Raw genomic sequence first — 23,742 nt, 5'->3', positions numbered from 1 at the left:
ATGACATTAAATCTTTCGATGCCCGGGCACGACGAACTCAAGCCTCGGATTACCGTATTTGGCGTTGGCGGCGCTGGGGGCAATGCTGTCGACAACATGATTGAAAAACAGTTGGACGGCGTAGAATTTGTCGTCGCCAACACAGACGCACAGGCGCTGCAGCAAAGCCGTTCGTCGGCGCGGGTGCAGCTGGGCGTCAAAGTCACCGAAGGGTTAGGTGCAGGTGCGCGTCCGACCGTGGGTGCTGCAGCAGCTGAAGAAAGCATCGAACAGATCGTCGATCACCTGGCGGGCGCACATATGTGCTTTATCACCGCCGGCATGGGTGGCGGCACAGGCACCGGCGCAGCCCCGATCATCGCGCAGGCAGCGCGGGAGCTGGGTGTCCTGACCGTTGGGGTTGTCACCAAACCCTTCCAGTTCGAAGGCGCCAAGCGTATGCGTCAGGCCGAAGACGGCGTTGATGCGCTGCAGAAAGTCGTTGATACGCTGATCATCATTCCGAACCAGAACCTGTTCCGTCTGGCCAACGAAAAGACCACATTCACTGAGGCGTTTTCGATGGCCGACGATGTCCTGTATCAGGGCGTCAAAGGCGTGACCGACCTGATGGTGCGTCCGGGTCTGATCAACCTCGACTTCGCCGACGTTCGTGCCGTGATGGACGAGATGGGCAAGGCGATGATGGGCACAGGCGAAGCGACCGGTGAAGATCGCGCCATTCAGGCAGCCGAGAAGGCCATTGCCAACCCGCTGTTGGACGAAATCAGCCTCAAGGGTGCCAAGGGTGTGCTAATCAACATCACCGGTGCGCACGATCTGACCTTGTTCGAACTGGACGAGGCCGCCAACCGCATCCGCGAGGAGGTGGACCCGGAGGCCAATATCATTGTCGGTTCGACCCTGGACACCGAAATGGAAGGCGGCATGCGCGTTTCAGTTGTTGCCACCGGTATCGATGCCAGCGAGAAAATCGAAGATGTACCGGTCGCCCGCCGTTCGATGTCGGCTCCGCTGACACGCACGGTTTCGGCAGAAGACTCCACGCCTGAACAAATCGCTGCAGATGAGGCCCCGGCTGAGGACAACATTGCGCCCACGCTCTTCGAGTCCATCGAAGATGTCGAGTTCAATGAAGGCTGGCAAGACGAACAACCCGCTGCCGAGCAGGATGATGACGGGCTGCCTCCGCCCGCCTATCAGCCTCAGGTTGCACAGTTCGAACCGCAACCCGAAGTCGAAGAGACAGTCGACTCCTACGACGCACCGCGTGCCCAGACCCCCGGCACACCGTCTCCGGAAGCGATGCAGCGGTTGCAGGCCGCAGTTCAGAAAGTACCTTCGAACCGGCTGCGTCCGACGCCTGAGGCACCTCGCGAACCGGCCCCTCAGCCGCAGCAAGCGACCGAGGATCGCCCGCGTTTTGGCTTCAACCGATTGATTGACCGGATGACCGGCCATGCGGCCGATACGCCCGCTCAACCGGTACGCCAACAGCCTGCGATGCGGTCGGTTGACGCAACGGCACCTGTTCAGGATGAAGCCGATCCTGATCAGGAGCGCATCGAAATTCCCGCCTTCCTACGGCGTCAGGCCAACTGATCGCGGTAACAAAATCATCCCGAAGGGCCGCCATCGCGCGGCCCTTTTTTGTGGAAACACAAAGTGTTGAGCTGGTGTAAGCAGGGATTTGCCGATGTGTCACATTCATGTTTCATTCGGTTGCAAAAGGTGAGTTGAGCCTTAACGCCCCCTTCCTTAGTTGAGGGTGCAACACAGCCCCTGATAGGCTGGACACAACTCACCGAGGCTCACATTGCAACATACGCTCAAATCTTCAGTCACGTTTGTGGGCACTGGGCTGCATAGCGGCAAGCCTGCGACGATGGTTCTGAAGCCTGCAGCGGCAGGTCATGGAATCTGGTTCAAACGGACTGATATCGAGCTGGGCAATGCGTTGATCCCCGCTATCTATGATGTTGTTCAGCGGACGCCTCTTTGCACACGATTGGTTAACGATGCGAATGTGTCGGTATCGACTGTGGAACACATCATGGCGGCACTTGCCGGATGTGGTGTGCATAATGCACTGATTGAAATCGACGGTCCCGAAGTCCCGATCATGGATGGCTCGTCCGTGGCCTTTGTTCAGGGCATCATGGCCAAAGGCGTTCGTCGTCAGGCCAGTCCGGTATTGGCTTATGAGGTGCTTAAACCCGTCTCTGTTGAACGCGAGGGCGCAAAGGCATCTATCGCGCCTGCGGAAGGTCTGGAGATCGAGTTCCACATTGATTTCGAAGATGACGCCATTGGAAGCCAGACAAAAGTTTTGGACATGCGCAATGGTTCGTTTGCGCGTGAACTCTGCGACAGTCGCACGTTTTGTCGCCGCACAGATGTTGAAGCGATGCGTGAAAATGGATTGGCTTTGGGCGGCACATTGGACAATGCCGTAGTCGTACAGGGCGACGAAGTCCTGACCCCGGGTGGCTTCCGTCACACTGATGAAGCGGTGCGCCACAAAATGCTGGACGCTCTGGGTGATCTCTATCTGGCAGGTGGTCCGATTCTGGGGCGCTTTGTCGGCGAGAAGTCGGGGCATTCGATGACCAACACATTGCTGCGCAAACTGTTCGAAACACCGGGCGCTGTGCGTCCGATCCTTTGTACCCCTGAACAAGCCGCGCGTCTGCCCGGCCAGGGCCTTGTGCGAAGCGAAATCCCGCAGGTTGCGTGATCTGATCAACTCTGACGACATTTGCGCCATGAGGGTGGATAAGGCGTTTTGCACTGGAATTTTATGTGCTAGACCGAGGCCCGATCAGGGGTAATTCCCGCTAAGTAGACGACAAGGATGGGCGGAATGGTTGGCAGCAAAGCGGCAGTCAGAATCGCAGGTGCGCTTCTTCTGGCAGCAACTTTGACGGCATGTGGCAATGCCGGAGGTCTGTTTGGTAACCGTGGGGCAGACCGCAGCCAAAACCTCGAAGGTTTCACGCCTGAACAGATTTACACCCGCGGTGAATACGAGCTGTCGCAGAATCGCTCGGACGATGCGGCTTGGTATTTCTCTGAAGTAGAGCGGCTTTATCCTTATTCCGATTGGGCGAAACGTGCGCTGATCATGCAGGCGTTCTCATTCCATTCGGACCAGAACTATGAAGAAAGCCGCGCCGCCGCGCAGCGCTATATCGATTTCTATCCCACTGACGAAGACGCCGCCTATGCCCAGTATCTTCTGGCGCTCAGCTACTATGATCAGATCGACGAAGTGGGTCGTGATCAGGGGCTGACCTTTCAGGCACTGCAGGCGCTGCGCACGGTGATCGAAGTCTACCCAGACAGTGAGTATGCCACATCTGCCGTACTGAAATTCGACCTTGCCTTTGACCATCTGGCTGGCAAAGAGATGGAGATCGGGCGCTATTATCTGCGTCAGGATCACTTCACTGCGGCGATCAACCGATTCCGCGTGGTGGTCGAAGATTTTCAGACCACATCTCATACCGCCGAGGCGCTCTATCGCCTGATCGAGGCGTATCTGGCGCTGGGACTGGTGGACGAGGCGCAGACCGCGGGTGCGATTCTGGGTTACAACTATCAGTCCTCGGAATGGTACGACGCGGGGTACACGTTGCTGACGTCGCGTGGTCTCGATCTAAAGAGCCGAGGTAACAATTGGCTCAGCACGATCTATCGCCAGACCGTCAAGGGTGAGTGGTTGTAACGGCCATGGCTAAAGGCTTGGGACGCTAAAGACCCGATGCTGCGCGCCCTTGATATCCGCGACATGCTGATCATCGACCGGCTGGAGCTGACGTTTCAGCCGGGCTTGAATGCTTTGACCGGTGAAACCGGCGCGGGCAAGTCGATCTTGCTGGATTCGCTGGGATTTGTGCTGGGCTGGCGAGGGCGCGCCGAGCTGGTTCGTCAGGGGGCCGCACAGGGCGAAGTTGTGGCCGAGTTTGAACTGCCTGACGATCACCCTGCCCATTCGATTCTGGCCGAGGCGGGTCTGCCCGGTGGCGAGGAGCTGATCCTGCGCCGCGTCAACACGGCCGAGGGACGTAAGACTGCATGGGTCAATGACCGCCGTTGTTCGGGCGAAGTGTTACGGGCGCTGTCGGATACTTTGATCGAACTGCACGGCCAACATGATGACCGAGGCCTGCTGAACCCACGCGGGCATCGCGCAATGCTGGATGCCTATGCCGGGGCAGGGGATCAGTTGGCCGCCGTGCGTGCCGCGTGGGGCCAGATGTCCATCGCCCGCAAAGCTCTGGCGCAGACTGAGGCAGCGCTGGAGGCTATGCGTGCCGAAGAAGATTTCCTGCGTCATTCCGTTGCCGAGTTGGATCAGCTTGACCCGCAGCCGGGCGAGGATGCAGATCTCGACGCCCGCCGCCGCATGATGCAAGGGGCCGAACGGATTCGCGACGACGTGGCCCGTGCCTTTGCCTTGCTGGGCGGCGACGGGGCTGAGGGCGCGATGGCCGATGCCGTGCGCTGGCTGGAAGGCGTGTCGGACAATGCGGGTGGCCAGTTGGAAGGCCCCATTGCAGCGCTGGGTCGCGCCCTGATCGAACTGGGCGAGGCGCAGGACGGCGTCAACGCCTGTCTGCAAGCGCTCGATTTCAACCCAGCGGAACTGGAACAGGCCGAGGAACGCCTCTTTGCCATTCGCGCGCTGGCCCGGAAACACGATGTGGCCCCCGATGATCTGGGCACCTTCGCCGATACCTTGCGCGACCGCCTGAACCGGCTGGATGCGGGTGATGCCGATCTCAGCGACAAACGCGCTGCTGTGGACGCGGCACAAGCTGCGTATGACAACGCGTCCACCGCACTCGGCGAAACGCGCCGTAAGGCCGCCAGTGCGTTGGACACCGCAGTAATGGCTGAACTCGCGCCCCTGAAAATGGAACGCGCCGTGTTCCGGACCGACATCACCGCGACCGACCCAGGCCCCGAAGGCACCGACGCGGTGGCCTTCACCGTCGCCACCAACCCGGGGGCGCCGTCAGGGCCGCTCAACAAAATCGCCTCGGGCGGCGAGCTCAGCCGCTTTCTGCTGGCGCTTAAGGTCTGCCTAACGGGCGAAGACAGTGCCCGCACGATGATCTTTGACGAGATTGACCGCGGTGTCGGCGGTGCCACGGCGGACGCGGTGGGCCGCCGTCTGGCCGCACTCGCGCAGGGCGGGCAGGTGCTGGTCGTCACCCACTCGCCGCAAGTGGCCGCACGGGCGGCGCATCACTGGCGGGTGCAAAAACAGGTCACCGGCGATCAGACCCTATCCACCGTGATCCCGCTGGCCGACCCCGATCGCGTCGACGAAATCGCCCGGATGGTCGCAGGCGACACCATTACGGATGAGGCACGTGCCGCTGCCCGTGCCCTGTTGGATGCATGACGCGCATTCTGTGAGCATCTTGTCGTGAACCGACTTTTCTAAGGCGCGCGCGTGGCTTACTAAGGGTCAGGCGACCACCCCAACGAGGGCCAATGACCCAATCGACCCGCACCGTGCTGCGCAATCAGCTCAATCAAGCCCTCTCGGCGCTGCGGGATGCATGGCGGGTAATGCTTCATCGTGGCCCCAGCCAGATTCAGTTCTGGTTTATTGCTCTGGTCATCGGGATCGCTGCAGGCTTCATGGCGCTGGGATTCCGGATGGCGATCTCGTCGTTGCAGGCTTATCTCTACAACACCGAAGATATCCTATTCCTGCACAGCCATGCTGAGAAGCTGCATTGGCTCTGGATTTTCCTTACACCTGTGGTCGGCGGGTTGGTCGTCGGGATCATCCTGAACAGGTACACCGATGATGGCCGTGTGCGTTCGGTAGCTGATGTGATCGAGGGTGCGGCCATCACTGATGGACGGGTTGAAAAGAAGGCCGGTATCGCATCTTTTTTCGCTTCGCTGATCACGCTCAGCTCAGGCGGATCCACGGGGCGGGAAGGACCTGTTGTGCATATGGCCGGGGTCATCTCGACTTGGGTCAGCGACCGTATCCACGCCGACGGCATCACCGGGCGCGACCTATTGGGTTGCGCTGTGGCCGCTGCTGTTTCGGCCAGTTTCAACGCCCCTATCGCCGGGGCCTTGTTTGCGCTTGAGGTTGTGTTGCGCCACTTCGCCGTTCATGCCTTTGCGCCCATTGTCATCGCCTCGGTCGCGGGGACCGTGATCAACCGGCTGGCTTATGGTGACGTGACCGAATTCACGCTCGAAACGCCCGGGTCGTTGCAATTCTATGTCGAGTTGCCCGCCTTTCTGATCCTAGGCCTGATTTGCGGGCTGGTTTCGCTACTGCTGATGCGATCGATCTTCTTCGCCGAGGATATCGGCACGCATATCCAAAACCGCTTGTCTCTGCCGCGCTGGCTGCGCCCCGGTGTTTCGGGCGCGATGCTCGGCCTGTTGGCGGTCTGGTTTCCGCACATCATCGGCGTGGGATACGAAACCACGATCCGTGCCTTGACCGGGGACCTCGTGCTGACGACCGCGATCCTGTTCGCGGTCATCAAGACCGTCGCAGTGGCGATTACCATGGGCGGTCGCATGGGTGGTGGTGTGTTTTCCCCTTCATTGATGATCGGAGCGCTGACCGGGTTGGCCTTCGGCCTGATCGCCACCGGATTGCTGCCAGATGTGTCAGGCACCCATACGCTCTATGCCTTTGCCGGGATGGGCGCGGTGGCGGCGGCGGTGCTGGGCGCGCCGATCTCGACCACGCTCATCGTGTTTGAATTGACCGGAGACTGGCAGATCGGCCTCGCCGTGATGGTTTCGGTCTCGATGTCCACTGCGCTGGCCTCGCGCCTTGTGGACCGGTCCTTCTTCCTGACCCAGCTGGAACGGCGCAATGTGCACCTGGCCGCCGGGCCGCAGGCGTACCTGCTGGCAATGTTGCGGGCAGGCGCGGTGATGCGCCCGCTGGGGGACGCGCGTTCGATCTCCAAGGAAGACGCGCAGGCATTGATCGAACAAGGCCTATGCGTCAAGGCCAGCGCCACGCTTGAGGCTGCAATGCCATATTTCGACCGCGATGACATCCCTTGCATCCCGGTGGTGATCATCGACAAGGACGGCTGTGAAAACCCCGTTGGCGCGCTCTATCACATCGACGCGCTGAAAGCTTACAACCGCGCGCTGGCCGCCACAGCGGCCGAGGAACATTCCTGATCAGCGTCCGTAAACGCTGGCTGCGTCGCCCAGATAATTGTCCCAGGCAAACCAATACGAGATATGTCCCGCGACGCGCGGCAACTCTGCGCCATCCGGGCCAATCAGTGCCTCTTCGGTGACGCGCCACTTTTTGCCCGTTTCATCCAGCAGCCCGCCATCAGTGGTCGCACGGAACTGGCGCGATCCACGCTCGTAGGCGCGCACGCTGCGCTTGTCCGGGTCGCCCATCAGCATCAGTGCCCGCCCGCCAATCGCATCGTTGATCACCGGCTTTCCCTTGAACGCGTCCAACGGCCACGCCCGCGCCGCGCCGAACTGGCGCACGGCGAACACGTAGTCCTTCTGGCGATGCCGACTTTGATCGACCAAGGCCGGGAACATCAGATCGGGTGAGGCAAAATAATCGCGATACACAACGCCCGAGCCATAGTTGCGCCGATGACCGGTGCTGAGCGACAGCACCTGCGTATCTGGATGCGACGCCTTCCAGCTGTCCCAGCGGGTGATCACCACAGGACGCTGCTTCAGCTCGATCCCACTGTTGAACAGCGGTCCGACCACGGGCTTACCTGTGTACTGGTTCCATAACGAATGCGTCTCACGGTCGAACATCAATTTGTTCGACCGATACAGGAACCCGGACGAGCCAAATACAAACGGCTTCCGCCGCCCCTCGACCTGCGTTTCAAACAAAATCCCCGATCCGCACAGCGTACAATAGGCCAGTGCTAGCGGAACGCCTCCGATCACCTCGTTGAACATCTCGTGCCAGCCCATGATGCGCAGCGGATAAGCGCGTACATCGCCGTTGATCGAGACGCCAAAGACCAGATCGTCGTCTTTCATGTAGTCCGCCCGCGCCGCCGGGATCAGCTTGGGATTGTCCAGCGAAGGGATACCGTCCTTGAGCACACCACCCCAACTGATCTCTTCCAGCCGAATCTTCATCTTGTCGCGTTGCAAATATTCGGGTTTCAGGAAAACGTCGAAGTTCTGATCGATGCCCAAAAGAACTTCGCGTTTGAACGGTATCAAAGATGGATGAGGCACAATCTGAGCGTTCCGTTCTTGCCATAGCATCCATTCGAACCAGTCTGTGTCGTGGCGCGCGCCGCTCAATGCTTCCATGACTTTGGCAATGTCTCGCTCTCGCCTTCTGCCATAGCGCATCGCCGTCAAAAGCGCGGGCACAACGTCCGGGTTGCCGCGCTCGGTCAGGAACGCCATCCCGGCTTCGAAATCGGTCCGACTACCATACAAAGTTGAACGTACGGCATCGTAGACAGGGTCATCCTGCGCCCAAAGAGCGCGAGGTGCTACAGCGCTTGCCCCCAACAGGCCGACAAAGCTGCGACGTGGAATCGACATGGCATCCTCCGATCGGGTTCATATTCGATCTTGCCCGCAAAGCAGATCACATACACGCAACACTCGCGTGAGTGGCTCGAATTTCTGAAGCTGCACGCCGGGCATCTCGACATTGGTCCATCCTGAGCACAAGATGCTGCTGCGATTGATGTCATCGAACGTGACAGTGGCAATGAAAAAGGAAATACCCATGCAAGACCATGGTTATAAGGCGGGGCGACTAAACCTGCCTTTTGTCGGCATCTCAACCTTCGCCAAATCTCCTTATGTTGAGAATTGGGATGAGATAGAGGCGGATATCGCCGTTCTCGGCGCGCCCTTCGATTTCGGGACCCAATGGCGACCGGGGGCGCGGTTTGGACCTCGGGCCGTGCGCGAAGCCTCGACCCTGTTCAGTTTCGGCCACGCCGGGGCTTATGATCACGAAGATGACGCAACCTATCTGGATGGCTCCGTGCGGATCGTTGATCTGGGGGATGCGGATATTATCCATACCAAGACCGAGGAAAGCCATGCGAATATCGAACTGGGCGTGGGCAAAATCCTGAAAGCAGGCGCGCTGCCGGTGACCATCGGCGGCGATCATTCGATCAACATCCCCTGTATCAATGCCTTCGCCGAGGATTGCGCGCAGAACGGCCCGATCCATGTGGTGCAGATCGACGCGCATCTGGATTTTGTCGATGAACGCCACGGGGTGACTGCCGGGCACGGAAACCCGATGCGGCGGGCGATTGAGAAAGACTATGTCTCAGGCATGACGCAGCTGGGCATCCGGAATGTCTCATCCACCGCGAAGGAAGGCTATGACGACGCCCGTGCGCGCGGGTCGGACATCCTGTCTGTGCGGCAGGTGCGCAAACTGGGGGCCGAGGCAGTGCTGGCGCGTATCCCGCAGGGGGCACGGTATTACGTAACGATAGATATCGACGCTTTTTGCCCTTCAATCGCGGCGGGCACAGGTACGCCCAGCCATGGCGGGTTTCTCTACTACGATGTACTGGAAATTCTACAAGGTCTGGCCAAACGCGGGGATGTTGTGGGCATCGATCTGGTCGAAGTCGCGCCTGCTTACGACCCGACGGAAAGTGCCCAAATTCTGGCGGCGCAGCTATTGCTGAACTTTCTGGGCTTCATCTTTCACGAACGAGCCCAGCGGTAGAAGGTGGGGCTTGTCGCCCCACCCGTTTTTTCATGCATCGATGATGTTGTGGCCGGGACCATAGGGGAAGCCGGTGATGTTCTCGGCCCCGTCTTCACCAACCACAAGGATATCGTGTTCACGATAGCCGCCCGCGCCGGGCTGGCCTTCGGGGATCCACAGCATCGGCTCGATCGAGACGACCATGCCGGGTTCCAGCACCGTGTCGATATCTTCGCGCAGCTCCAGACCGGCCTCGCGCCCGTAATAGTGGCTGAGGATGCCGAAGGAATGGCCATACCCGAACGAGCGATATTGCAGCAGGCCCTCATCCGCGAAGAAGCGGTTGATCTCAGCCGTGATGCCCGAGCAGGTCGCGCCGGGTTTGATCAGGCTCAGGCCCAGCTCATGCGCCGCGACATTGGCCTTCCACAGGCGCAGGCTGTCGGCGTCGGGTTCGCCCAGGAACAGCGTGCGTTCCAGCGCGGTGTAATAGCCCGAGATCATCGGGAAGGTGTTCAGCGACAGGATATCGCCCTTTTGCAGCGCGCGTTTAGTCACCGGGTTATGTGCGCCGTCGGTGTTAAGCGCCGACTGGAACCAGACCCATGTGTCGCGGTATTCGGCATCCGGGTAGGCGCGGGCGATTTCCTCTTCCATCGCGTCGCGTCCAGCCATGGCGATCTCGATCTCGGTGGCGCCTTCACGGATAGCTGCGTGAATGGCGGCCCCACCCACGTCAGCGGTGCGCGCGCCGCCTTTGATCAGCTCGATCTCTTCTGCGGATTTCACCATGCGGGCAAACATCGTGTCAGGTGCGATATCGATCAGTTCCGGTCCGCCCAGCATGTCCAGCGCCGTGTTGCGCGCCGCCAATGTCATGTGGTCGCCTTCGATCCCGATCCGTTTGGCCCCGCCGATCAGGCTGGCCACTGCGCGCCAGTAATTGTCGCGCTTCCAGTCGGTGTAGATGACGTTGTCCTCAACCGAGCGCCGCCACGGTTGGCCCGCGTCGATGTTTGCCGAGACAGTGGTGCAAGCGTCCTGTGTTACCACGCAGCCGTAGGGGCGGCCGAAAGAGCAGTACAGAAAGCCGGAATAATAGGCGATGTTCTGCATCGAGGTCAGCAGGACGGCGGGGATGTCATGCTTGGCAATGATTGCGCGCAGGGCGCCAAGGCGGCGGTCGTATTCGCCCTTGCTGAACGGCAGGGGCGCCTTGTCGCCATTGTGGCAGGTGAAGAATTCGGGGCGTTTTGTTGTGTCTGTCATGACTAGGTCTCTCATCATTGCCGGGCGGCAAACCCGGCCACTTGTCCCGGCGTTCAGGACAGGCGGTCTCGGGGTCCGAGAGCCGATCATCCCAGTGCGTCCGCGACGCCATCGCGGCTGGGATGAACAGGTGAATCGTTAGATCAGACCTAGGCCTGCGTCAAGCGGGGGAAAGGCCTCGCAGGCGCTCGGACCGACGGCGCAGCAGCTCGACCGTGGTCAGCAGCGCAATCGAGATCACCACGAGGATCGTGGCCACCGCCAGAATGGTCGGGCTGATCTGTTCGCGCAGGCCAGTGAACATCTGCCATGGCAGGGTCTTTTGGCTGGCCGATCCGACAAACAGCACCACGACAACCTCGTCGAACGAGGTGATGAAGGCAAACAAGCCGCCTGAGATCACACCCGGCAGGATCAAGGGCATCTGGATCTTGAAGAATGTCCGCACCGGACCCGCGCCCATATTCGCAGCCGCCCGCGTCAGCGAGCGGTCAAAGCCCACTAGCGTTGCGGTCACGGTGATGATGACGAATGGAATACCCAGAACGGCGTGAGCGAGGATCACTTTCACATAGCCCACAAAATTCTTGTTCATGCCCAGTGTTCCCTCCATGAAGCGGCCGATATCGCTGTAGAAGAAGAACATGCCTGTGGCTGAAATGATCAGCGGCACGATCATTGGCGAGATTAGGATGCCCATGATGGCGCGGCGGCCTGGAACGTGGCTCTGGCTGAGGCCAATGGCCGCCAGCGTGCCCAGCGAGACCGAGATGATCGTCGCAATCGGCGCAATGATGAGCGAGTTCTTGAAGCTACGCTGCCATTCATTGTTGGTGAAGAAATCGCGGTAGTGCTTTAGCGAGTACCCTTCCGGGTCCAGACGCAGCATTTCTGGCGTGAAGGTAAAGAAGTCCTGCGCGTTGAACGAGAGCGGCAAAACCACGAGGATCGGGGTGATCAGGAACACGAAGATCGCGCCGCAGATCACCCGGAACAGGTAGTGATAGAACACTTGCTTCGCGGTCAGATAGGGCAACAGTTTTTGGCGATATCGACCTTCGTACAGCCAAAAGATAAACCAGACGAAGAACCATCCACCCAACAGGCCCAGAACGCCGCCCATTGGGCCAGAGAATAGAAAACCGACGATGCCAAAGCCAAGGATATTGATCCATCGTGCCAGCTTTTCGTTCTTGAGTAACGTGATGTAGACCCAGGCCACAGCGGCGATCAAGGCTGCACCGCCAATGATGCCGAGGAAGACCGAGCCATTGCCCGCGCCAACAAAGATACCGGCGAAGGCGCCTGCCAGCGCAACGCTTGGCAAGACCATGGACAAAGGTTTGCGGGATATCGGAGTAAGTGCGGCCATGTCGATTATCCCAGCTTCACGTTATCAATGCCGACAATCTTGTCGTAGCACCAGTAGAGCAGCAGTACGACGCCCAGAAGGATCGTTCCCAATGCCGCGGCCAGCCCCCAGTTCAGTGAGGACGAGATGTGATAGGCAATCCGGTTCGAAATAAAGACACCCTTGGTGCCGCCAACGATTTCAGGCGTGATGTAGTAACCGATCGCCAGAATGAATACGAGGATTGAGCCCGCGCCGATGCCAGGAATGGATTGCGGGAAGTAGATGCGCCAGAATGTCGTCCAGTTGGTTGCGCCCATGGATTTTGCAGCGCGGGTGTACGAGGGCGGTATGGTCTGCATCACCGAATACATGGGCAGGATCATGAACGGCAGCAGGATATGCGTCATAGCTATGATCGTGCCGATCTGGTTGTTGATGATCACCAGCCTGGCGTCGTCGGCTACCAGTCCCAGCCAGACCAACGTTTCATTGATCACGCCCTGTTGCTGCAACATCACCTTCCACGCCGAGGTTCGCACCAACAATGACGTCCAGAAGGGCAATAACACGAGGATCATCAGCAGGTTCGACACCCGCATCGGAAGCGTCGCCAGCAAATAACTGACCGGATAGGCCAGCAGGATACAGGACGCGGTGATCACCAGCGACATGAACAACGTGCGCCCGAACAGCTTGATCAGGATCTGCTTGTCCTCGGGCTGCGCCTGCGCGCCCTCGGGCGTGCGGCGCATGTCCACAGCGTTCAGGAAATAGCCATTGGTGACAGCGGGCGAATGCGTCTTGATAACCGCCCATGTCTGCGGTTCACCCCAGCCGTCGTGAATCTCGATGACCTGGTCTTTGAACGGCCCATCGGTTTCGGGGTCCAGCTTACCCATTTTCCGACCCGAGCGGCGGAACATCGAAGACATGCCTGTCTCTTCGTAGTTCAGACGCGAACCCAGCCGGGTGTGTGTCTTGTTATCGACGGCCACGACCATATCGCGGACAAAGGCGTCATAAACGGCTTCGTCGGGCAACTCGCCGCTGGTTTCATTCCAGCTTTGCAATGCTTCAACCGTCAGGGGCAGTGTCTCTTGTACGATGCTGTTTTCCACAGATCGGAACAGCATCGCCGCAATAGGCACGATGAACGAGAACATAACGAACAGCAGCAGTGGGGCGACCAGCATCAGGGCCCGCAGCTTTTGCCGTCGCAGAGACCGGGCCAGCGATTGCTTGAGTGGCGTGCCGTCCGCGGCCAGCATGGGACCAGTATTTTGGGTGGCGTCAGTCATCGTTACCCCTTGGGTATTTTTGGGGTCGGGGGCGATAGGCCGCCCCCGACAATCTCAGGAAATCAGACGCTTATTGCGCCAGCCAAGCCTGGAATTTGGCGTCGATATCGTCGCGGTAATCCGCCCAGAACTCGTAGTTGTACAGGAACGTGTTCTTGGCGTTTTCCGGATCGGTCGGCATGTGTGGTGCCATGTCGATGCCCAGATCGGCGTGCTGACCTACCAGCGGTGCAGAGGAGGCACGAGCCGGGCCGTACGAGATGTACTTGGCCTGATCTGCCAGACGCTGCGTGTCAGTTGCGAACATGATGTAGTCCAGCGCGCGCTGTTGACGCTCTTCGCTCAGGCCAGCCGGAATGATCCAGCCATCAAGATCGAATACCTGAGCATCCCACAGCATCGCTACCGGCTGCTTTTGTTCTTCGATCACGCTGAACAGGCGGCCGTTATAGGTCGAACCCATGACAACTTCACCATCGGCTAGCAATTGTGGCGTGTCGGCACCGGCAGACCACCAGACGACACTGTCCTTGATGGTATCCAATTTGGCCAAGGCCTGGTCCTGACCTTCAGCAGTGGCCAGAACGTCGTAGACGTCGTCTTTTGCGACGCCGTCACACAGCAGCGCCCATTCCATGTTGTTGATCGGGCGCTTTTCCAGCGAGCGCTTGCCGGGATAGGCTTCAAGATCGAATACTGCGCAGATGTCGGTTGGCGGAGTATCACCGACCAGATCTGTGCGATAACCGAAAGTGGTTGAATAGACGATCTGCGGGATAAAGCAGTCGCTGACCAGAAGGTCACCGAAATCTTCGGAGGCAGGCGTGCCATCGGGGGCAGGGGCCAGTTGAGTGTCGAAATCGATCTCAAGTGCCAGACCTTCGTCGCAGAGGCGGATCGCGTCCGCCGCAACCACATCAACCACGTCCCATGTGATGTTGCCCGCTTCGTTCATCGCGCGCAGTTTGGCGACGGCCTCGTTCGAGCTGTCATCGTTCAGGATGGTAACGCCGGTCTTCTCCGAATAGGGCTCGTGATAAGCCTTGAGCTGTGATTTGGAATAGGCGCCGCCCCACGAGACGATGGTCATCTCTTCGGCGGAAACGCCGCCAGCCGCTGTCGCAATAGCAGCTGCTGTCAGCAGTGTTTTGGTAGTTTTCATGTGTTACTCCCAGTACTTCCCGTTTGTTGTTTGGTCAGCTGACGCACGGGTTTTCGCCAGCTGGTCCCTCGGTAAACCACGTTTGTATCGCGCGGCTTGGTCTATGCGTCGAGCGCACGACAATCCTGTGCCAACCATCCGATTTCGATTTCCTGCCCCGGTTGCAGGCGAATGGCGTCGGGGGCATTCCGTGTTTTGACAATGAATTCGTCATTGCCCGCCACCGACATGCGGAAGCGGAACACGTCGCCCATATAGATGAATTCCTTGACCGTGGCTTTCAGCGTATGCGCATCGGCATGCAGACGGTCCTTGTTGAATTCCACACGCTCGGGCCGGATCGAGACCTTGGTGCGCTCACCCGGATTGTGCACGTTGATCGGAACTGCATCAATTTCCGAACCGTCATCCAGCTGTACAAGGCAAGTGTCACCGTCTATCGATTTAACAACGCCTTCTAGCGTATTGTTTTCACCTATAAATTGCGCGACGAAGCTGTTTTCGGGCTCTTCATAAAGTTGATCCGGCGGGGCCAATTGCTGAATGCGACCATCGTCAAACACTGCCACGCGGTCGGACATCGTCAGAGCTTCGGTCTGATCGTGGGTCACGTAAACGGTGGTGATGCCCAGTTCATGCGCCAGACGGGTGATTTCGAACTGCATATGCTCGCGTAGTTGTTTGTCCAACGCACCCAGCGGTTCGTCCATCAACACCAGTTCGGGCTCGAAAACCAGCGCACGTGCCAGTGCGATCCGTTGCTGCTGACCACCCGACAACTGTGCGGGGCGACGATTGCCGAAGGCACCCATTTGCACCATGTCCAGCGCGCGTTTGACTTTCTCCTCGCGCTCGGACTTGCCCAATTTGCGGACTTCCAGCGGGAATGAAAGATTCTCGGCCACAGTCATATGCGGGAACAGAGCGTAGTTCTGGAACACCATCCCGATGCCACGTTTGTGCGGAGGGATATTATTGATCGGTTTTCCATCCAGAAGAATCTCGCCATGTGTGGCGGTTTCGAATCCGGCAAGCATCATCAGGCAGGTCGTCTTACCTGATCCGGACGGCCCGAGCATGGTCAGGAATTCGCCCTTTGGCATTGCCAGGTTGAGATCTTTGACGACGAGGTTCTCGCCATCATAAGACTTTTGAACGCGTTGAAATTCAACAAACGCGGCGTCGCTATTTGTGTCGGTCACAAGACCCCCTGTTGCGTCAAATGATTACCCGGTTGGTCCGGGCCTCATTGATCTTCTCGTGCATTGATGACGAGGCTAACAAATGGTCGCAAGCCCGTAAAGCAATTGGAGTCGCGTAAACGCCGCATTTGCCTAATTTTGCGACACGTTCAGTTGTTTCATATGCCAGGCCAAACTCTGGTTGCTTGACAGGACAGGCTTGCCGATCTGCGCTTCGATCCTTGGGATAGCCGTCAGTGTCCGAAGGTTCGTACAACTAAGGAATAAGGCGTCGACTGTTGAATCTCTTCCCAGTCGCACGGCGGCATCGACCACGGAATCGGTTGAAATCCGCACAACTTTGGCTTCTTCGGATTCGCCGAAAGTGCCAAACACATCCATCGAGATGCCTTGTTCTGCAAACGCGCGTCGCAACGGAGTGTTTACTTCTTCAATGTAGGGCGACAGCAGTGCAAATTTTGAGACGCCCAAATGTCTCGCGCAGGCAGAGGCTGCCCGCAACGGGTTGGTGACGGTCGCTGTATTACAGGTCTGCATGACCATCTGCTCAACCCGATCCGATCCGATTACCGAACTGGCTGATGTGCATCCATAGCCAACAACTCGATAGGGCCGCGCCTTTGGCAGCAGATCAGCCGCGGCGGGCAAGTCGGCTTCCATTTGCGCCAGAGTGTCGGTGTTAACCTCGGCCCCGCTGGGAATGCGGCTGACATAAAGCGGGCTTTTGTCATCGATAAAAAGGCTACGAAACTCAGGTTCGATTGTCTCGTCAGTCTGTAAAACGATCAGCCCCATTGGTACGGCCGAGGGATCGTCAGGATCCAGTGTGTACGGCAACGTGCTCATATCTCGGCAATCTCCGGTCCTATCCGGGGGCTGAGGAATTCGGGCGCGCCTTCGGTTATCAGGATGTTTTCTTCGTGCACGAGAATTTTGCCATCGACCGCAATACCCGGTTCAAGCGTCAAAACCATTCCTGGTTGCAGTTCAGTATGATCATCCGGAATAAGCGAAGGCCATTCGGTCAACGACATTCCTAACCCGTGGCCCAGACGCCCTGCATCGGTTCCCGCGCTTCCATCGGTGAGTATGGTGTTCATCGTATGAAAAAGCTGAGAAGCCGTCACGCCTGGACGGGCTTGATCAAACACTGCATCCGAAGCCTCGACCAATCTGGCATGTGCATCGCGTACCGTCTTGCTCGCTGGGCCGACGGACCAATTGCGATCATAGTCGCAAAAATAGCCATCGTGGACGAGGCCGGTGTCGAGCATCAGCACATCGCCTATACGAAGCGGGGTCTGTGTCGCGGGTGAGATTACATCCGAGTACCCGCCTTGCTCGGCCCCTCCGGCCAGATAGGGCACCCAGTCGGCACCCTCTTCAAGGCAGAGTCTCTGAAAGTTTCGAAATATCTGATCCAGCGGTGTCCCTGCTGAGGCAATCTCGGGCACTCGTGCAAAGGCGTGGGCACCAATCTGACAGGCAGTTCGAATCTTTGCGATCTCGGCGTCAGATTTCACCATCCGCAGCGCCCGCAGGATGCCATGGTCACCCGTAATTTGGCGCGCTCCAATTGCGGATTCGAGATGCCTTAGATCGGCCAGTGGCATCCTTACATGGGTCTCATGCCCGTCGGGGCAGCCGATTGAGGCGTTTTCAGGCGTCAACTCTCTCAGTGTATCGGCCAGCAGGGATACCCCATCATCTTCAAGGTCGGGTGCACTCCAGGTTCGAATGTCGTCGATCCATGTCTGTGCCATCAATGCAGCACCGATGGATGGGATTACTGCAACCGGCTTGCCAGAAATCGGAACGATCAGAAACCAAGGCCGCGTTGGGCTTTCCCAGAAACGGGTGAGATAACCGGTGAAATAGCGAAGCTGGGGCTCAGTCGTAAGCAACAGGGCCGATAGACCGGTTTCTTGCATCCGATGCTGGGCGCGCGCAACGCGGGTCGCGAATTCCTCTGTTGCGAAACCTCTCATGCAGGTTGCTCGCTCAAGATGCAGAGCACTTTGGAATTCGGTCCAATACCCAGTTCAATACGGATCGCGTCGTTCAGAACGGCCGCAATGCCAGCACCGCCCGAGGCGCTGGTTTCCAACCCGGCCTTCGCCATGGCCGGAAGCTGTGCTTCGACAGTGTCATCCTCGATTGTCACAAACAGATCGGCATCTCGGGCCAAGCCGTTCAAGGCGATCAGCGAGGGCTCTTTGCAATCCAGTCGCCCCATGATGCTGTCGGGCCCGTCAGCAAACACACAATACCCCGCTTCGATACTGGCCTGCAGCGCCGGGGCAGAGGTTGGCTCGACAACAATGATCTGCGGAGCATCTCCCCAAACGACCCGCGCATAGGCAGCGACGGCTCCGGCCATGCCGCCAACACCGGCTTGCAAAAGAACGTGCGTTGGTGCCTCAGTACATTGCTCGGCGGCTTCGACCGCCATTTGCAGATACCCTTCCATCAGCAAGTACGGTAGTTCAGTATACCCCTCCCAGGAACTGTCCGAGAGCAAAGTCCAGCCATTGTCCTGAGCCGCCTGACTGGCTGCTTCCATGCTGGCGGCGTAATCCGCACCCGCCCGGACCACTTGTGCGTTTTGAGCGCGCAGGCGATCTGCAAAGCTCTCTGGCACTGTTTCTGCGATGTAGACAACTGAATCAGCTCCGAAGGCGCGCGCGCCCGCGGCCATGCTCATCCCGTGATTGCCCGCGCTTGCCGTAACATAGGTGCGCCCTTTGAGCGTGTTACCATCTGGCGTTACCGAGATGTCATTTGCTTGGCAGGCGATCACATAAGCCGCACCCAGTGCTTTGAACGACCCCAGGCCCATGCGGCTCCGCTCATCTTTAACCCAAAGATTCGCAACGGGTGCCAGCGCCGATGCATCCGCAAGGGGCGTTTCGACAAAGTCAGGGCAGAAGAATCGATGCCGGCCCAACCCATCTGTCTCTACGGAGGGATAAGGGGCCTGATCCGAAAGCTTAGAACCACCTCGAAACGGGTTACTGACTAGTTTCATCGCTCGCTCCCTGATCTTGTGTTGCGCCGACGTGAACGAATTGGCCAAAGGCTGTCAAGCTCGGCCTTGATTCAGCAGGATTGTGTTGGTGTTCTGCATGCATCCCTGGATCTGATGAATGAGTATCTTTTCAATCGTTTTGGTTGGTTGTAAGTGTCTGCACACGACATCGGCGCGGTGAGACAAAACTTCGACGATGATGTGCGGGCGTGATGGAATGGTAGACATATCGGACTTAAAATCCGAAGGCCTTAGTGCCGTGTGGGTTCGAGTCCCACCGCCCGCACCAGTACCATCTCAGACAGGGAAACCCAGCTGGGTGATCAATTTCCAGATATCCCTGTTGGCATTCGAGAGCTGAGTGACAACATCCTCGATTTCTTTCATTGCTTTGTCGTCAACTGTGTCTTCACGACCAAGTTTGATGTCGGTCTTGCGATCAGCAATGCGCATCAGGATGGTCTTTGGATTTCCGCTTTCCTGATCGAAAGAATAGATGCAGTGATTGTACTTGTTTCGAATAGAGGACAGGCGCGACAACCGCTGGGTGTGTTCGAGAATCGGATCGCGGATTTCAGGGGGGCGACCCTCCATCTTGGCGAGACGTTCGACCAGATCGATACGGGCACGTGTGGTGTTAAGCGTCAGGAATATGATGACCGCAACATCTTTGTTGGCCCCGGTCAGACCTGCGATCAGGTGGATCAGCAGGCTTTCCGTGTTCGTCCACATATAGTTGAGCCGACCCACCAACAGAATGAGCCGGTCGAACCGGGTTTCGAATGCCTCATCCAACGGGCGCGTTGCGCGCTTCGTTCGGCGCGACCTCAAAGTAGAAATGCGCAGCTTCAGTCCGGTTGCTCACATCGATCTTGCCCGAGACATTGTGCATATGCAGTTTGACGGTGTGTTCGGTGATGCCCAGATTCGACGCAATGGTCTTGTTGCTCTTGCCTTGCGATACCAGCCTCAGGACTTGCTTTTCGCGGCGCGTTAGCTTTGAGTATCGCAACAGTTTGTCAGGCGACCGGGTTCTGGTTGCAGGCTGTTTTTCGATAGGTGTGCCTGGCGCACTTTGTGTTGCGGTCATGCTGTCGGCCAGAAAGCAGGGCAGGTGTAGCTCTTCGTGCATCAGAAGGCGCAGTATTGCGCGCCAAACATCCGGCGCCACGTTCATTGGCAAATACCCGACACTGCCGAAACGGGTACGATCCCAGCGTTCGAACAGAACCCGGGCCGGACTTTTCTTGCGATAGGCGAAGGCCAGACATCCTGTCTCGGCGAGCCGGGAGTAATCAGCGGGCCGCGCCAACAGATCTTCGAGCATCATCTGATCCACGACAATGATGCGCTCGGAGGGAATAGGGTTCCCACTCTCGGAAAGCAGGTCGTCAAGGCTCTCATATCTTGACGCACGAACGCCGAATTCGCTTTGAACACTTCTCAGGGTTTGGTTCGAGTAGAACAATTCCTTGCCGATAAAAATGATCGACAGCTCTTCGGGATATTCAATCTGATCACGGGCGTCTTCTTGCAATGAAATATTCATTGATCTTCCCCCCACTAATACAAACGCCGCCCTCTGAAACTTTAAATCGGGCACAGAACTGGGTGGCGCGAAACATTAACTTTGAACTCAAATAGTACCTTATCATAGCTGAAAGTACGTGTTTCAGCAACCAAAGGCGGGTTCCGCAATACCGCGTACTAGAACCTTTGATCAGGTTTTGCACATCTGCTTTTAGCGTAACTTGATGAAATAAAAGCGTTAATAATCCTATTTTTTTTGTGCATGATTGTTTCCATGCAATTTTTGGCGTGAATTAGGTCAGATTTCTAAAAAAATACATCGGAAACAGTTTGTTACGGAAACCAATGCTTTCGACCAGCTATGCACACCCTGCTATCGCTGCGACCATGCTCAAGCTTCAATTTGTGAAGTGAACTTGAACCTGACGTGCCTGCGGTCCGCGTATTTCAGCGAAATCCCCGTGGTCACGGAATCGGCTTAGCCGAGAAAGGGGGGCAAACCAAACAGAAGACCTTCACTGCCGCGCGAGTGTCCAGTTTGACACCCTGTGCGCGAAATCTGTTTCAACCGCGCCTGTTACCGCTTTGTAGATGAATGGCGGTCCGGTGCTTCAGTAAAAGTGGAATTTATTATGAGACGTCAACCTAATCAGACGACCACAGTGACGACAGTCGACGAAGTTCAAATCGACAATCTGGACGCTGATTTTGATACCGATATCGCAGTAGACGAAGCGTATATCGAAGCGGACATCAACGCTCAGCAACAGCAGCAAGAGCAAGATGTCGAAAATTCTGCGAACAATTCAGATTCACAGGACCAAGATCAGTCACAGCGTTCACGCAACGACAATGACCAGGATCAGAACCAGAACCAAAATCAACAACAGCAAAACACCAATGGCGGCGAAGACAACAACGACAACGACAACTCGAACCACAACGAAGTAAATATCGACTTCGGTGGTGGTGAGTGGATCCCGCGCGATGATGACAAGGTTGATGTGGATGTTCGGGACATTGATGGTGATGTCGGTGACATTATTACCGCTGGCGATGATGTAAATTACGACCCCGGCGATGACGTAAATATCGATATCGCGCTGGATGGGCCCGGAAACGACTTCTCATCAATCAACCAGCAGTTTGCAAGCCTGGAGGACAATGACACCCTTTCGAATGCTGAAGTCGGAAACTATGGTGACTTCCAGCAAAATGGCGACGCCAATGGTGGCGAAGCCAATGCCGAAGACGGAATCGACGTAAATAACGACGGTGGCTCCTCTGGCGATGGCGGCATGAGCTATGGTGGTGAAGCCTATGGCGACACCAATGGCAGCCATTCGCTGGCCTTTGGTGGTCATTCAGGAAATGCTGATAGCGCTGCGACAGGTGGAGATGGCGCATCTTCGGGTGATACCTATAACGCAAGCCTGGGTCTTGGTCATTCGAGTGCCAGCGCAGACGGTGACAGCACCGGCGGCGAAGGCGGCGCAGCAGACAGCGAGTCTAATGCCGACAACCACGGCGAAGCGAGTTCCGATAGTGACTCGACTGGTGGTAACGGTGGTAATGCCGGATCGATTGGCCTTGGTCTTGGTCTTGGTTTGTCCGGAGCGAACGCCGATGGCGATGCAGACGGTGGTGACAATACATCTGGGGCATTAGCTGCTGGCCTTGGTCTGGCAGGCACCGATGCTTCCAACGACGGTGCCGATGGTGGCGCTGGTGATGCCGATAACGATGGTTCGGCAGACAACTCTAGCGACGGAACCAACGAAGCCAACGAGTCTTCCTCTGGAGGCAATATTGGTTTGGGTCTGGCTGGCGCTGGCGCGATGGGCTGGAATGATGCCGATGGCGGTAGCGGTTCCGGCGGCGAAGGCTCCGGCGGCGAAGGCTCCGGTGGCGAAGGCTCCGGGGGCGAAGGCTCAGGCGGTGAAGGCTCAGGCGGTGAAGGCACTGGTGGCGAAGGCTCCGGTGGCAATGCCAACGGTGGCGACGGCACCGGCGGAGATTCCGGCTCGGTAGAAGAAGCCTTCCCATTCCCGGTACTCCTTGTGGAAGAGGAAGATCCTGACGGAGACGAAGAAGCTGCAGCAGCTGGTAACTCGAACGGTACCGGCGGAGACGGTGGTACTGGTGGTGCAGGTACCGGCGGTACGGGTACTGGCGGTACAGGTACTGGTGGTACGGGTACTGGAGGTACTGGTACTGGTGGCACAGGTACTGGCGGACCGGGTGCTGGCGGTACAGGAACCGGTGGCGCAGGCGGCGGCTACGTTGACACGGATGCGGATGCGCAAGGTGTTGGTGACCAAGATGCTGCCGGCCCTGTAATCACGCAGTCACCTGGTGATATCGATGGCTCTGCCGACAATGATCAAGACGTTGATGGTTCTGGTGGTAATGGTGGTACCAACACAAGTAATGGATCAGCAGACGCCAGCGGCGATGGAATGGCATCGGCCGAAGGTACTGGTGGCGCTGGCGGTACGGCCAACCCCGAGGCAAGCTCGGCCGGAAGCGGTGCTGGTTCAGCTGACGCAACCAACGAAGCCGGAAACGGCGGTGACTCAGAAGCATGGGCCGATTCAGCCAACGATGGTTATGCCGAAAGCCTTGCCGAAGCGATCGCCGGATACGGTGGAGATGCTTCGTCCGATAATGATGCGGACTCGATGGCTTCAGGTGATGCAACAGGTACTGCGATGTCAGGTGACGGCGGTGCCGGTGGTGCAGCGGCATCGACTGGCGGTACCAGCGGCGACGTCATGGGCTCGTCTACTGGTGGTGCAACCACAGGTGCAATGAACACCGGTGGTGAAGCATCCGGTGCATATTCGGGTGCCGGTGGTGCTGGCGGTAATGGCGGTACCTGGGGCTCGGATAATGGTGGCGATGGTATCGTCAACGGCGAGTCTTATGCATCCGCAGCGGCAGTCGTCGATACGAACGCGTTCAACCAATCGATCGTACAGGGTGCCAACGTGCTTGGTAACTCGGTCGATACGACCATGGTTGGCGGTTCGATGACCTCGACTTATTCGAGCGACGACACCGAGGTCTAAGACCAATTCGCGGGAGCCGCATTATCGGCCCCCGTTCAATGAAATCGCCGGGGCCGCGTAATGTGGCCTCGGCCCAGCAAATCCCGAACCGGAAATTTTAGTCGGCAAGGGGGTAAGGGATC

General features: G+C 57.8%; 18 protein-coding genes and 1 tRNA gene. 8 read left to right on the top strand and 11 right to left on the bottom strand.

Translation table 11 applies throughout. From position 1 onward, the window contains the following. The 5 genes from ftsZ to ACR0JG_RS00565 all read left to right on the top strand — a co-directional run bounded on the left by ftsZ (window position 1) and on the right by ACR0JG_RS00565 (window position 7,191). Window positions 1-1,602, top strand: a complete 1,602-nt coding sequence (ftsZ, locus tag ACR0JG_RS00585) for a cell division protein FtsZ (protein WP_480567195.1) — start codon at window positions 1-3, stop codon at window positions 1,600-1,602. A gap of 214 nt (window positions 1,603-1,816) precedes the next feature. Beyond that, window positions 1,817-2,737, top strand: coding sequence for a UDP-3-O-acyl-N-acetylglucosamine deacetylase (gene lpxC / locus ACR0JG_RS00580; protein WP_480567194.1), 921 nt, complete (start codon window positions 1,817-1,819; stop codon window positions 2,735-2,737). Between the two features lie 126 nt (window positions 2,738-2,863). Further along, entirely contained in the window at window positions 2,864-3,727 is an 864-nt protein-coding gene (locus ACR0JG_RS00575) for an outer membrane protein assembly factor BamD (RefSeq protein WP_170392015.1), read from the top strand. A 36-nt stretch (window positions 3,728-3,763) separates the two neighbouring features. Continuing rightward, window positions 3,764-5,413 carry a DNA repair protein RecN gene (gene recN, locus ACR0JG_RS00570; RefSeq protein WP_480567193.1) on the top strand — a complete coding sequence of 550 codons (1,650 nt, stop codon included), beginning with the start codon at window positions 3,764-3,766 and terminating at the stop codon, window positions 5,411-5,413. A 92-nt stretch (window positions 5,414-5,505) separates the two neighbouring features. Then, window positions 5,506-7,191 carry a chloride channel protein gene (locus ACR0JG_RS00565; RefSeq protein WP_170420848.1) on the top strand — a complete coding sequence of 562 codons (1,686 nt, stop codon included), beginning with the start codon at window positions 5,506-5,508 and terminating at the stop codon, window positions 7,189-7,191. Here ACR0JG_RS00565 and ACR0JG_RS00560 read toward each other — a convergent pair whose 3' ends face one another. Next, on the bottom strand, window positions 7,192-8,562 hold the full coding sequence (locus tag ACR0JG_RS00560) for a DUF3179 domain-containing protein (RefSeq protein ID WP_480567192.1): 1,371 nt from the start codon (window positions 8,560-8,562) through the stop codon (window positions 7,192-7,194). A 190-nt stretch (window positions 8,563-8,752) separates the two neighbouring features. Between ACR0JG_RS00560 and speB the strand changes: the two genes are divergently transcribed. Then, window positions 8,753-9,724 carry an agmatinase gene (speB, locus tag ACR0JG_RS00555; RefSeq protein WP_480567191.1) on the top strand — a complete coding sequence of 324 codons (972 nt, stop codon included), beginning with the start codon at window positions 8,753-8,755 and terminating at the stop codon, window positions 9,722-9,724. 30 nt (window positions 9,725-9,754) lie between these two features. Here the strand turns inward: speB and ACR0JG_RS00550 are convergent, their stop codons facing one another. The 8 genes from ACR0JG_RS00550 to ACR0JG_RS00515 all read right to left on the bottom strand — a co-directional run bounded on the left by ACR0JG_RS00550 (window position 9,755) and on the right by ACR0JG_RS00515 (window position 19,019). Further along, the gene (locus ACR0JG_RS00550; RefSeq protein WP_480567190.1) at window positions 9,755-10,975 is read right to left on the bottom strand and encodes an aminopeptidase P family protein; all 1,221 of its coding nucleotides are present in this window, start codon (window positions 10,973-10,975) and stop codon (window positions 9,755-9,757) included. A 160-nt stretch (window positions 10,976-11,135) separates the two neighbouring features. After that, window positions 11,136-12,347, bottom strand: coding sequence for an ABC transporter permease (locus tag ACR0JG_RS00545; protein WP_170512243.1), 1,212 nt, complete (start codon window positions 12,345-12,347; stop codon window positions 11,136-11,138). A gap of 5 nt (window positions 12,348-12,352) precedes the next feature. Further along, window positions 12,353-13,627, bottom strand: coding sequence for an ABC transporter permease (locus tag ACR0JG_RS00540; protein ID WP_480567189.1), 1,275 nt, complete (start codon window positions 13,625-13,627; stop codon window positions 12,353-12,355). Window positions 13,628-13,697: 70 nt separating this feature from the next. Next, on the bottom strand, window positions 13,698-14,789 hold the full coding sequence (locus tag ACR0JG_RS00535) for an extracellular solute-binding protein (protein ID WP_170391999.1): 1,092 nt from the start codon (window positions 14,787-14,789) through the stop codon (window positions 13,698-13,700). Between the two features lie 101 nt (window positions 14,790-14,890). Continuing rightward, complete coding sequence (locus ACR0JG_RS00530; RefSeq protein ID WP_170391997.1) at window positions 14,891-15,991, bottom strand: ABC transporter ATP-binding protein; 1,101 nt, start codon at window positions 15,989-15,991, stop codon at window positions 14,891-14,893. Window positions 15,992-16,123: 132 nt separating this feature from the next. Then, window positions 16,124-16,837 (bottom strand): maleate cis-trans isomerase family protein, encoded by a 714-nt coding sequence (locus ACR0JG_RS00525; protein WP_480567188.1) that lies wholly within the window; start codon window positions 16,835-16,837, stop codon window positions 16,124-16,126. Next, the gene (locus ACR0JG_RS00520) at window positions 16,834-17,979 is read right to left on the bottom strand and encodes a M24 family metallopeptidase (RefSeq protein ID WP_480567187.1); all 1,146 of its coding nucleotides are present in this window, start codon (window positions 17,977-17,979) and stop codon (window positions 16,834-16,836) included. The genes ACR0JG_RS00525 and ACR0JG_RS00520 overlap by 4 nt, the downstream gene beginning before the upstream one ends. Then, window positions 17,976-19,019, bottom strand: a complete 1,044-nt coding sequence (locus ACR0JG_RS00515) for a pyridoxal-phosphate dependent enzyme (RefSeq protein ID WP_480567186.1) — start codon at window positions 19,017-19,019, stop codon at window positions 17,976-17,978. Before ACR0JG_RS00515 ends, ACR0JG_RS00520 begins: the two co-directional genes overlap by 4 nt. Window positions 19,020-19,222: 203 nt before the next feature. On the opposite strand from ACR0JG_RS00515, the gene ACR0JG_RS00510 reads away from it, so the two are divergent. After that, window positions 19,223-19,308: transfer RNA gene (locus tag ACR0JG_RS00510), tRNA-Leu, on the top strand. Between the two features lie 8 nt (window positions 19,309-19,316). Here the strand turns inward: ACR0JG_RS00510 and ACR0JG_RS00505 are convergent. Beyond that, entirely contained in the window at window positions 19,317-19,814 is a 498-nt protein-coding gene (locus ACR0JG_RS00505) for a hypothetical protein (protein WP_170391988.1), read from the bottom strand. Then, the gene (locus ACR0JG_RS00500; protein WP_480567185.1) at window positions 19,807-20,568 is read right to left on the bottom strand and encodes a helix-turn-helix transcriptional regulator; all 762 of its coding nucleotides are present in this window, start codon (window positions 20,566-20,568) and stop codon (window positions 19,807-19,809) included. Before ACR0JG_RS00500 ends, ACR0JG_RS00505 begins: the two co-directional genes overlap by 8 nt. A gap of 613 nt (window positions 20,569-21,181) precedes the next feature. On the opposite strand from ACR0JG_RS00500, the gene ACR0JG_RS00495 reads away from it, so the two are divergent. Next, window positions 21,182-23,620, top strand: a complete 2,439-nt coding sequence (locus ACR0JG_RS00495; RefSeq protein ID WP_480567184.1) for a hypothetical protein — start codon at window positions 21,182-21,184, stop codon at window positions 23,618-23,620. Window positions 23,621-23,742: the final 122 nt, after the last annotated feature.

The organism is Ruegeria sp. AD5, from assembly GCF_056542345.1.
This window is presented reverse-complemented; position numbering and strand designations above follow the sequence as displayed.

Excerpts from the sequence above, each read along its gene's own strand:
- ACR0JG_RS00515 (WP_480567186.1), bottom strand. The coding sequence starts at position 19,019 with ATGAAACTAGTCAGTAACCCGTTTCGAGGTGGTTCTAAGCTTTCGGAT.
- ACR0JG_RS00560 (WP_480567192.1), bottom strand. The coding sequence starts at position 8,562 with ATGTCGATTCCACGTCGCAGCTTTGTCGGCCTGTTGGGGGCAAGCGCT.
- ACR0JG_RS00520 (WP_480567187.1), bottom strand. The coding sequence starts at position 17,979 with ATGAGAGGTTTCGCAACAGAGGAATTCGCGACCCGCGTTGCGCGCGCC.
- ACR0JG_RS00545 (WP_170512243.1), bottom strand. The coding sequence starts at position 12,347 with ATGGCCGCACTTACTCCGATATCCCGCAAACCTTTGTCCATGGTCTTG.
- ACR0JG_RS00495 (WP_480567184.1), top strand. The coding sequence starts at position 21,182 with ATGAGACGTCAACCTAATCAGACGACCACAGTGACGACAGTCGACGAA.
- ACR0JG_RS00550 (WP_480567190.1), bottom strand. The coding sequence starts at position 10,975 with ATGACAGACACAACAAAACGCCCCGAATTCTTCACCTGCCACAATGGC.
- ACR0JG_RS00500 (WP_480567185.1), bottom strand. The coding sequence starts at position 20,568 with ATGAATATTTCATTGCAAGAAGACGCCCGTGATCAGATTGAATATCCC.
- ACR0JG_RS00525 (WP_480567188.1), bottom strand. The coding sequence starts at position 16,837 with ATGAGCACGTTGCCGTACACACTGGATCCTGACGATCCCTCGGCCGTA.
- ACR0JG_RS00540 (WP_480567189.1), bottom strand. The coding sequence starts at position 13,627 with ATGACTGACGCCACCCAAAATACTGGTCCCATGCTGGCCGCGGACGGC.
- ACR0JG_RS00565 (WP_170420848.1), top strand. The coding sequence starts at position 5,506 with ATGACCCAATCGACCCGCACCGTGCTGCGCAATCAGCTCAATCAAGCC.
- ACR0JG_RS00575 (WP_170392015.1), top strand. The coding sequence starts at position 2,864 with ATGGTTGGCAGCAAAGCGGCAGTCAGAATCGCAGGTGCGCTTCTTCTG.
- ftsZ (WP_480567195.1), top strand. The coding sequence starts at position 1 with ATGACATTAAATCTTTCGATGCCCGGGCACGACGAACTCAAGCCTCGG.
- ACR0JG_RS00535 (WP_170391999.1), bottom strand. The coding sequence starts at position 14,789 with ATGAAAACTACCAAAACACTGCTGACAGCAGCTGCTATTGCGACAGCG.
- speB (WP_480567191.1), top strand. The coding sequence starts at position 8,753 with ATGCAAGACCATGGTTATAAGGCGGGGCGACTAAACCTGCCTTTTGTC.
- recN (WP_480567193.1), top strand. The coding sequence starts at position 3,764 with ATGCTGCGCGCCCTTGATATCCGCGACATGCTGATCATCGACCGGCTG.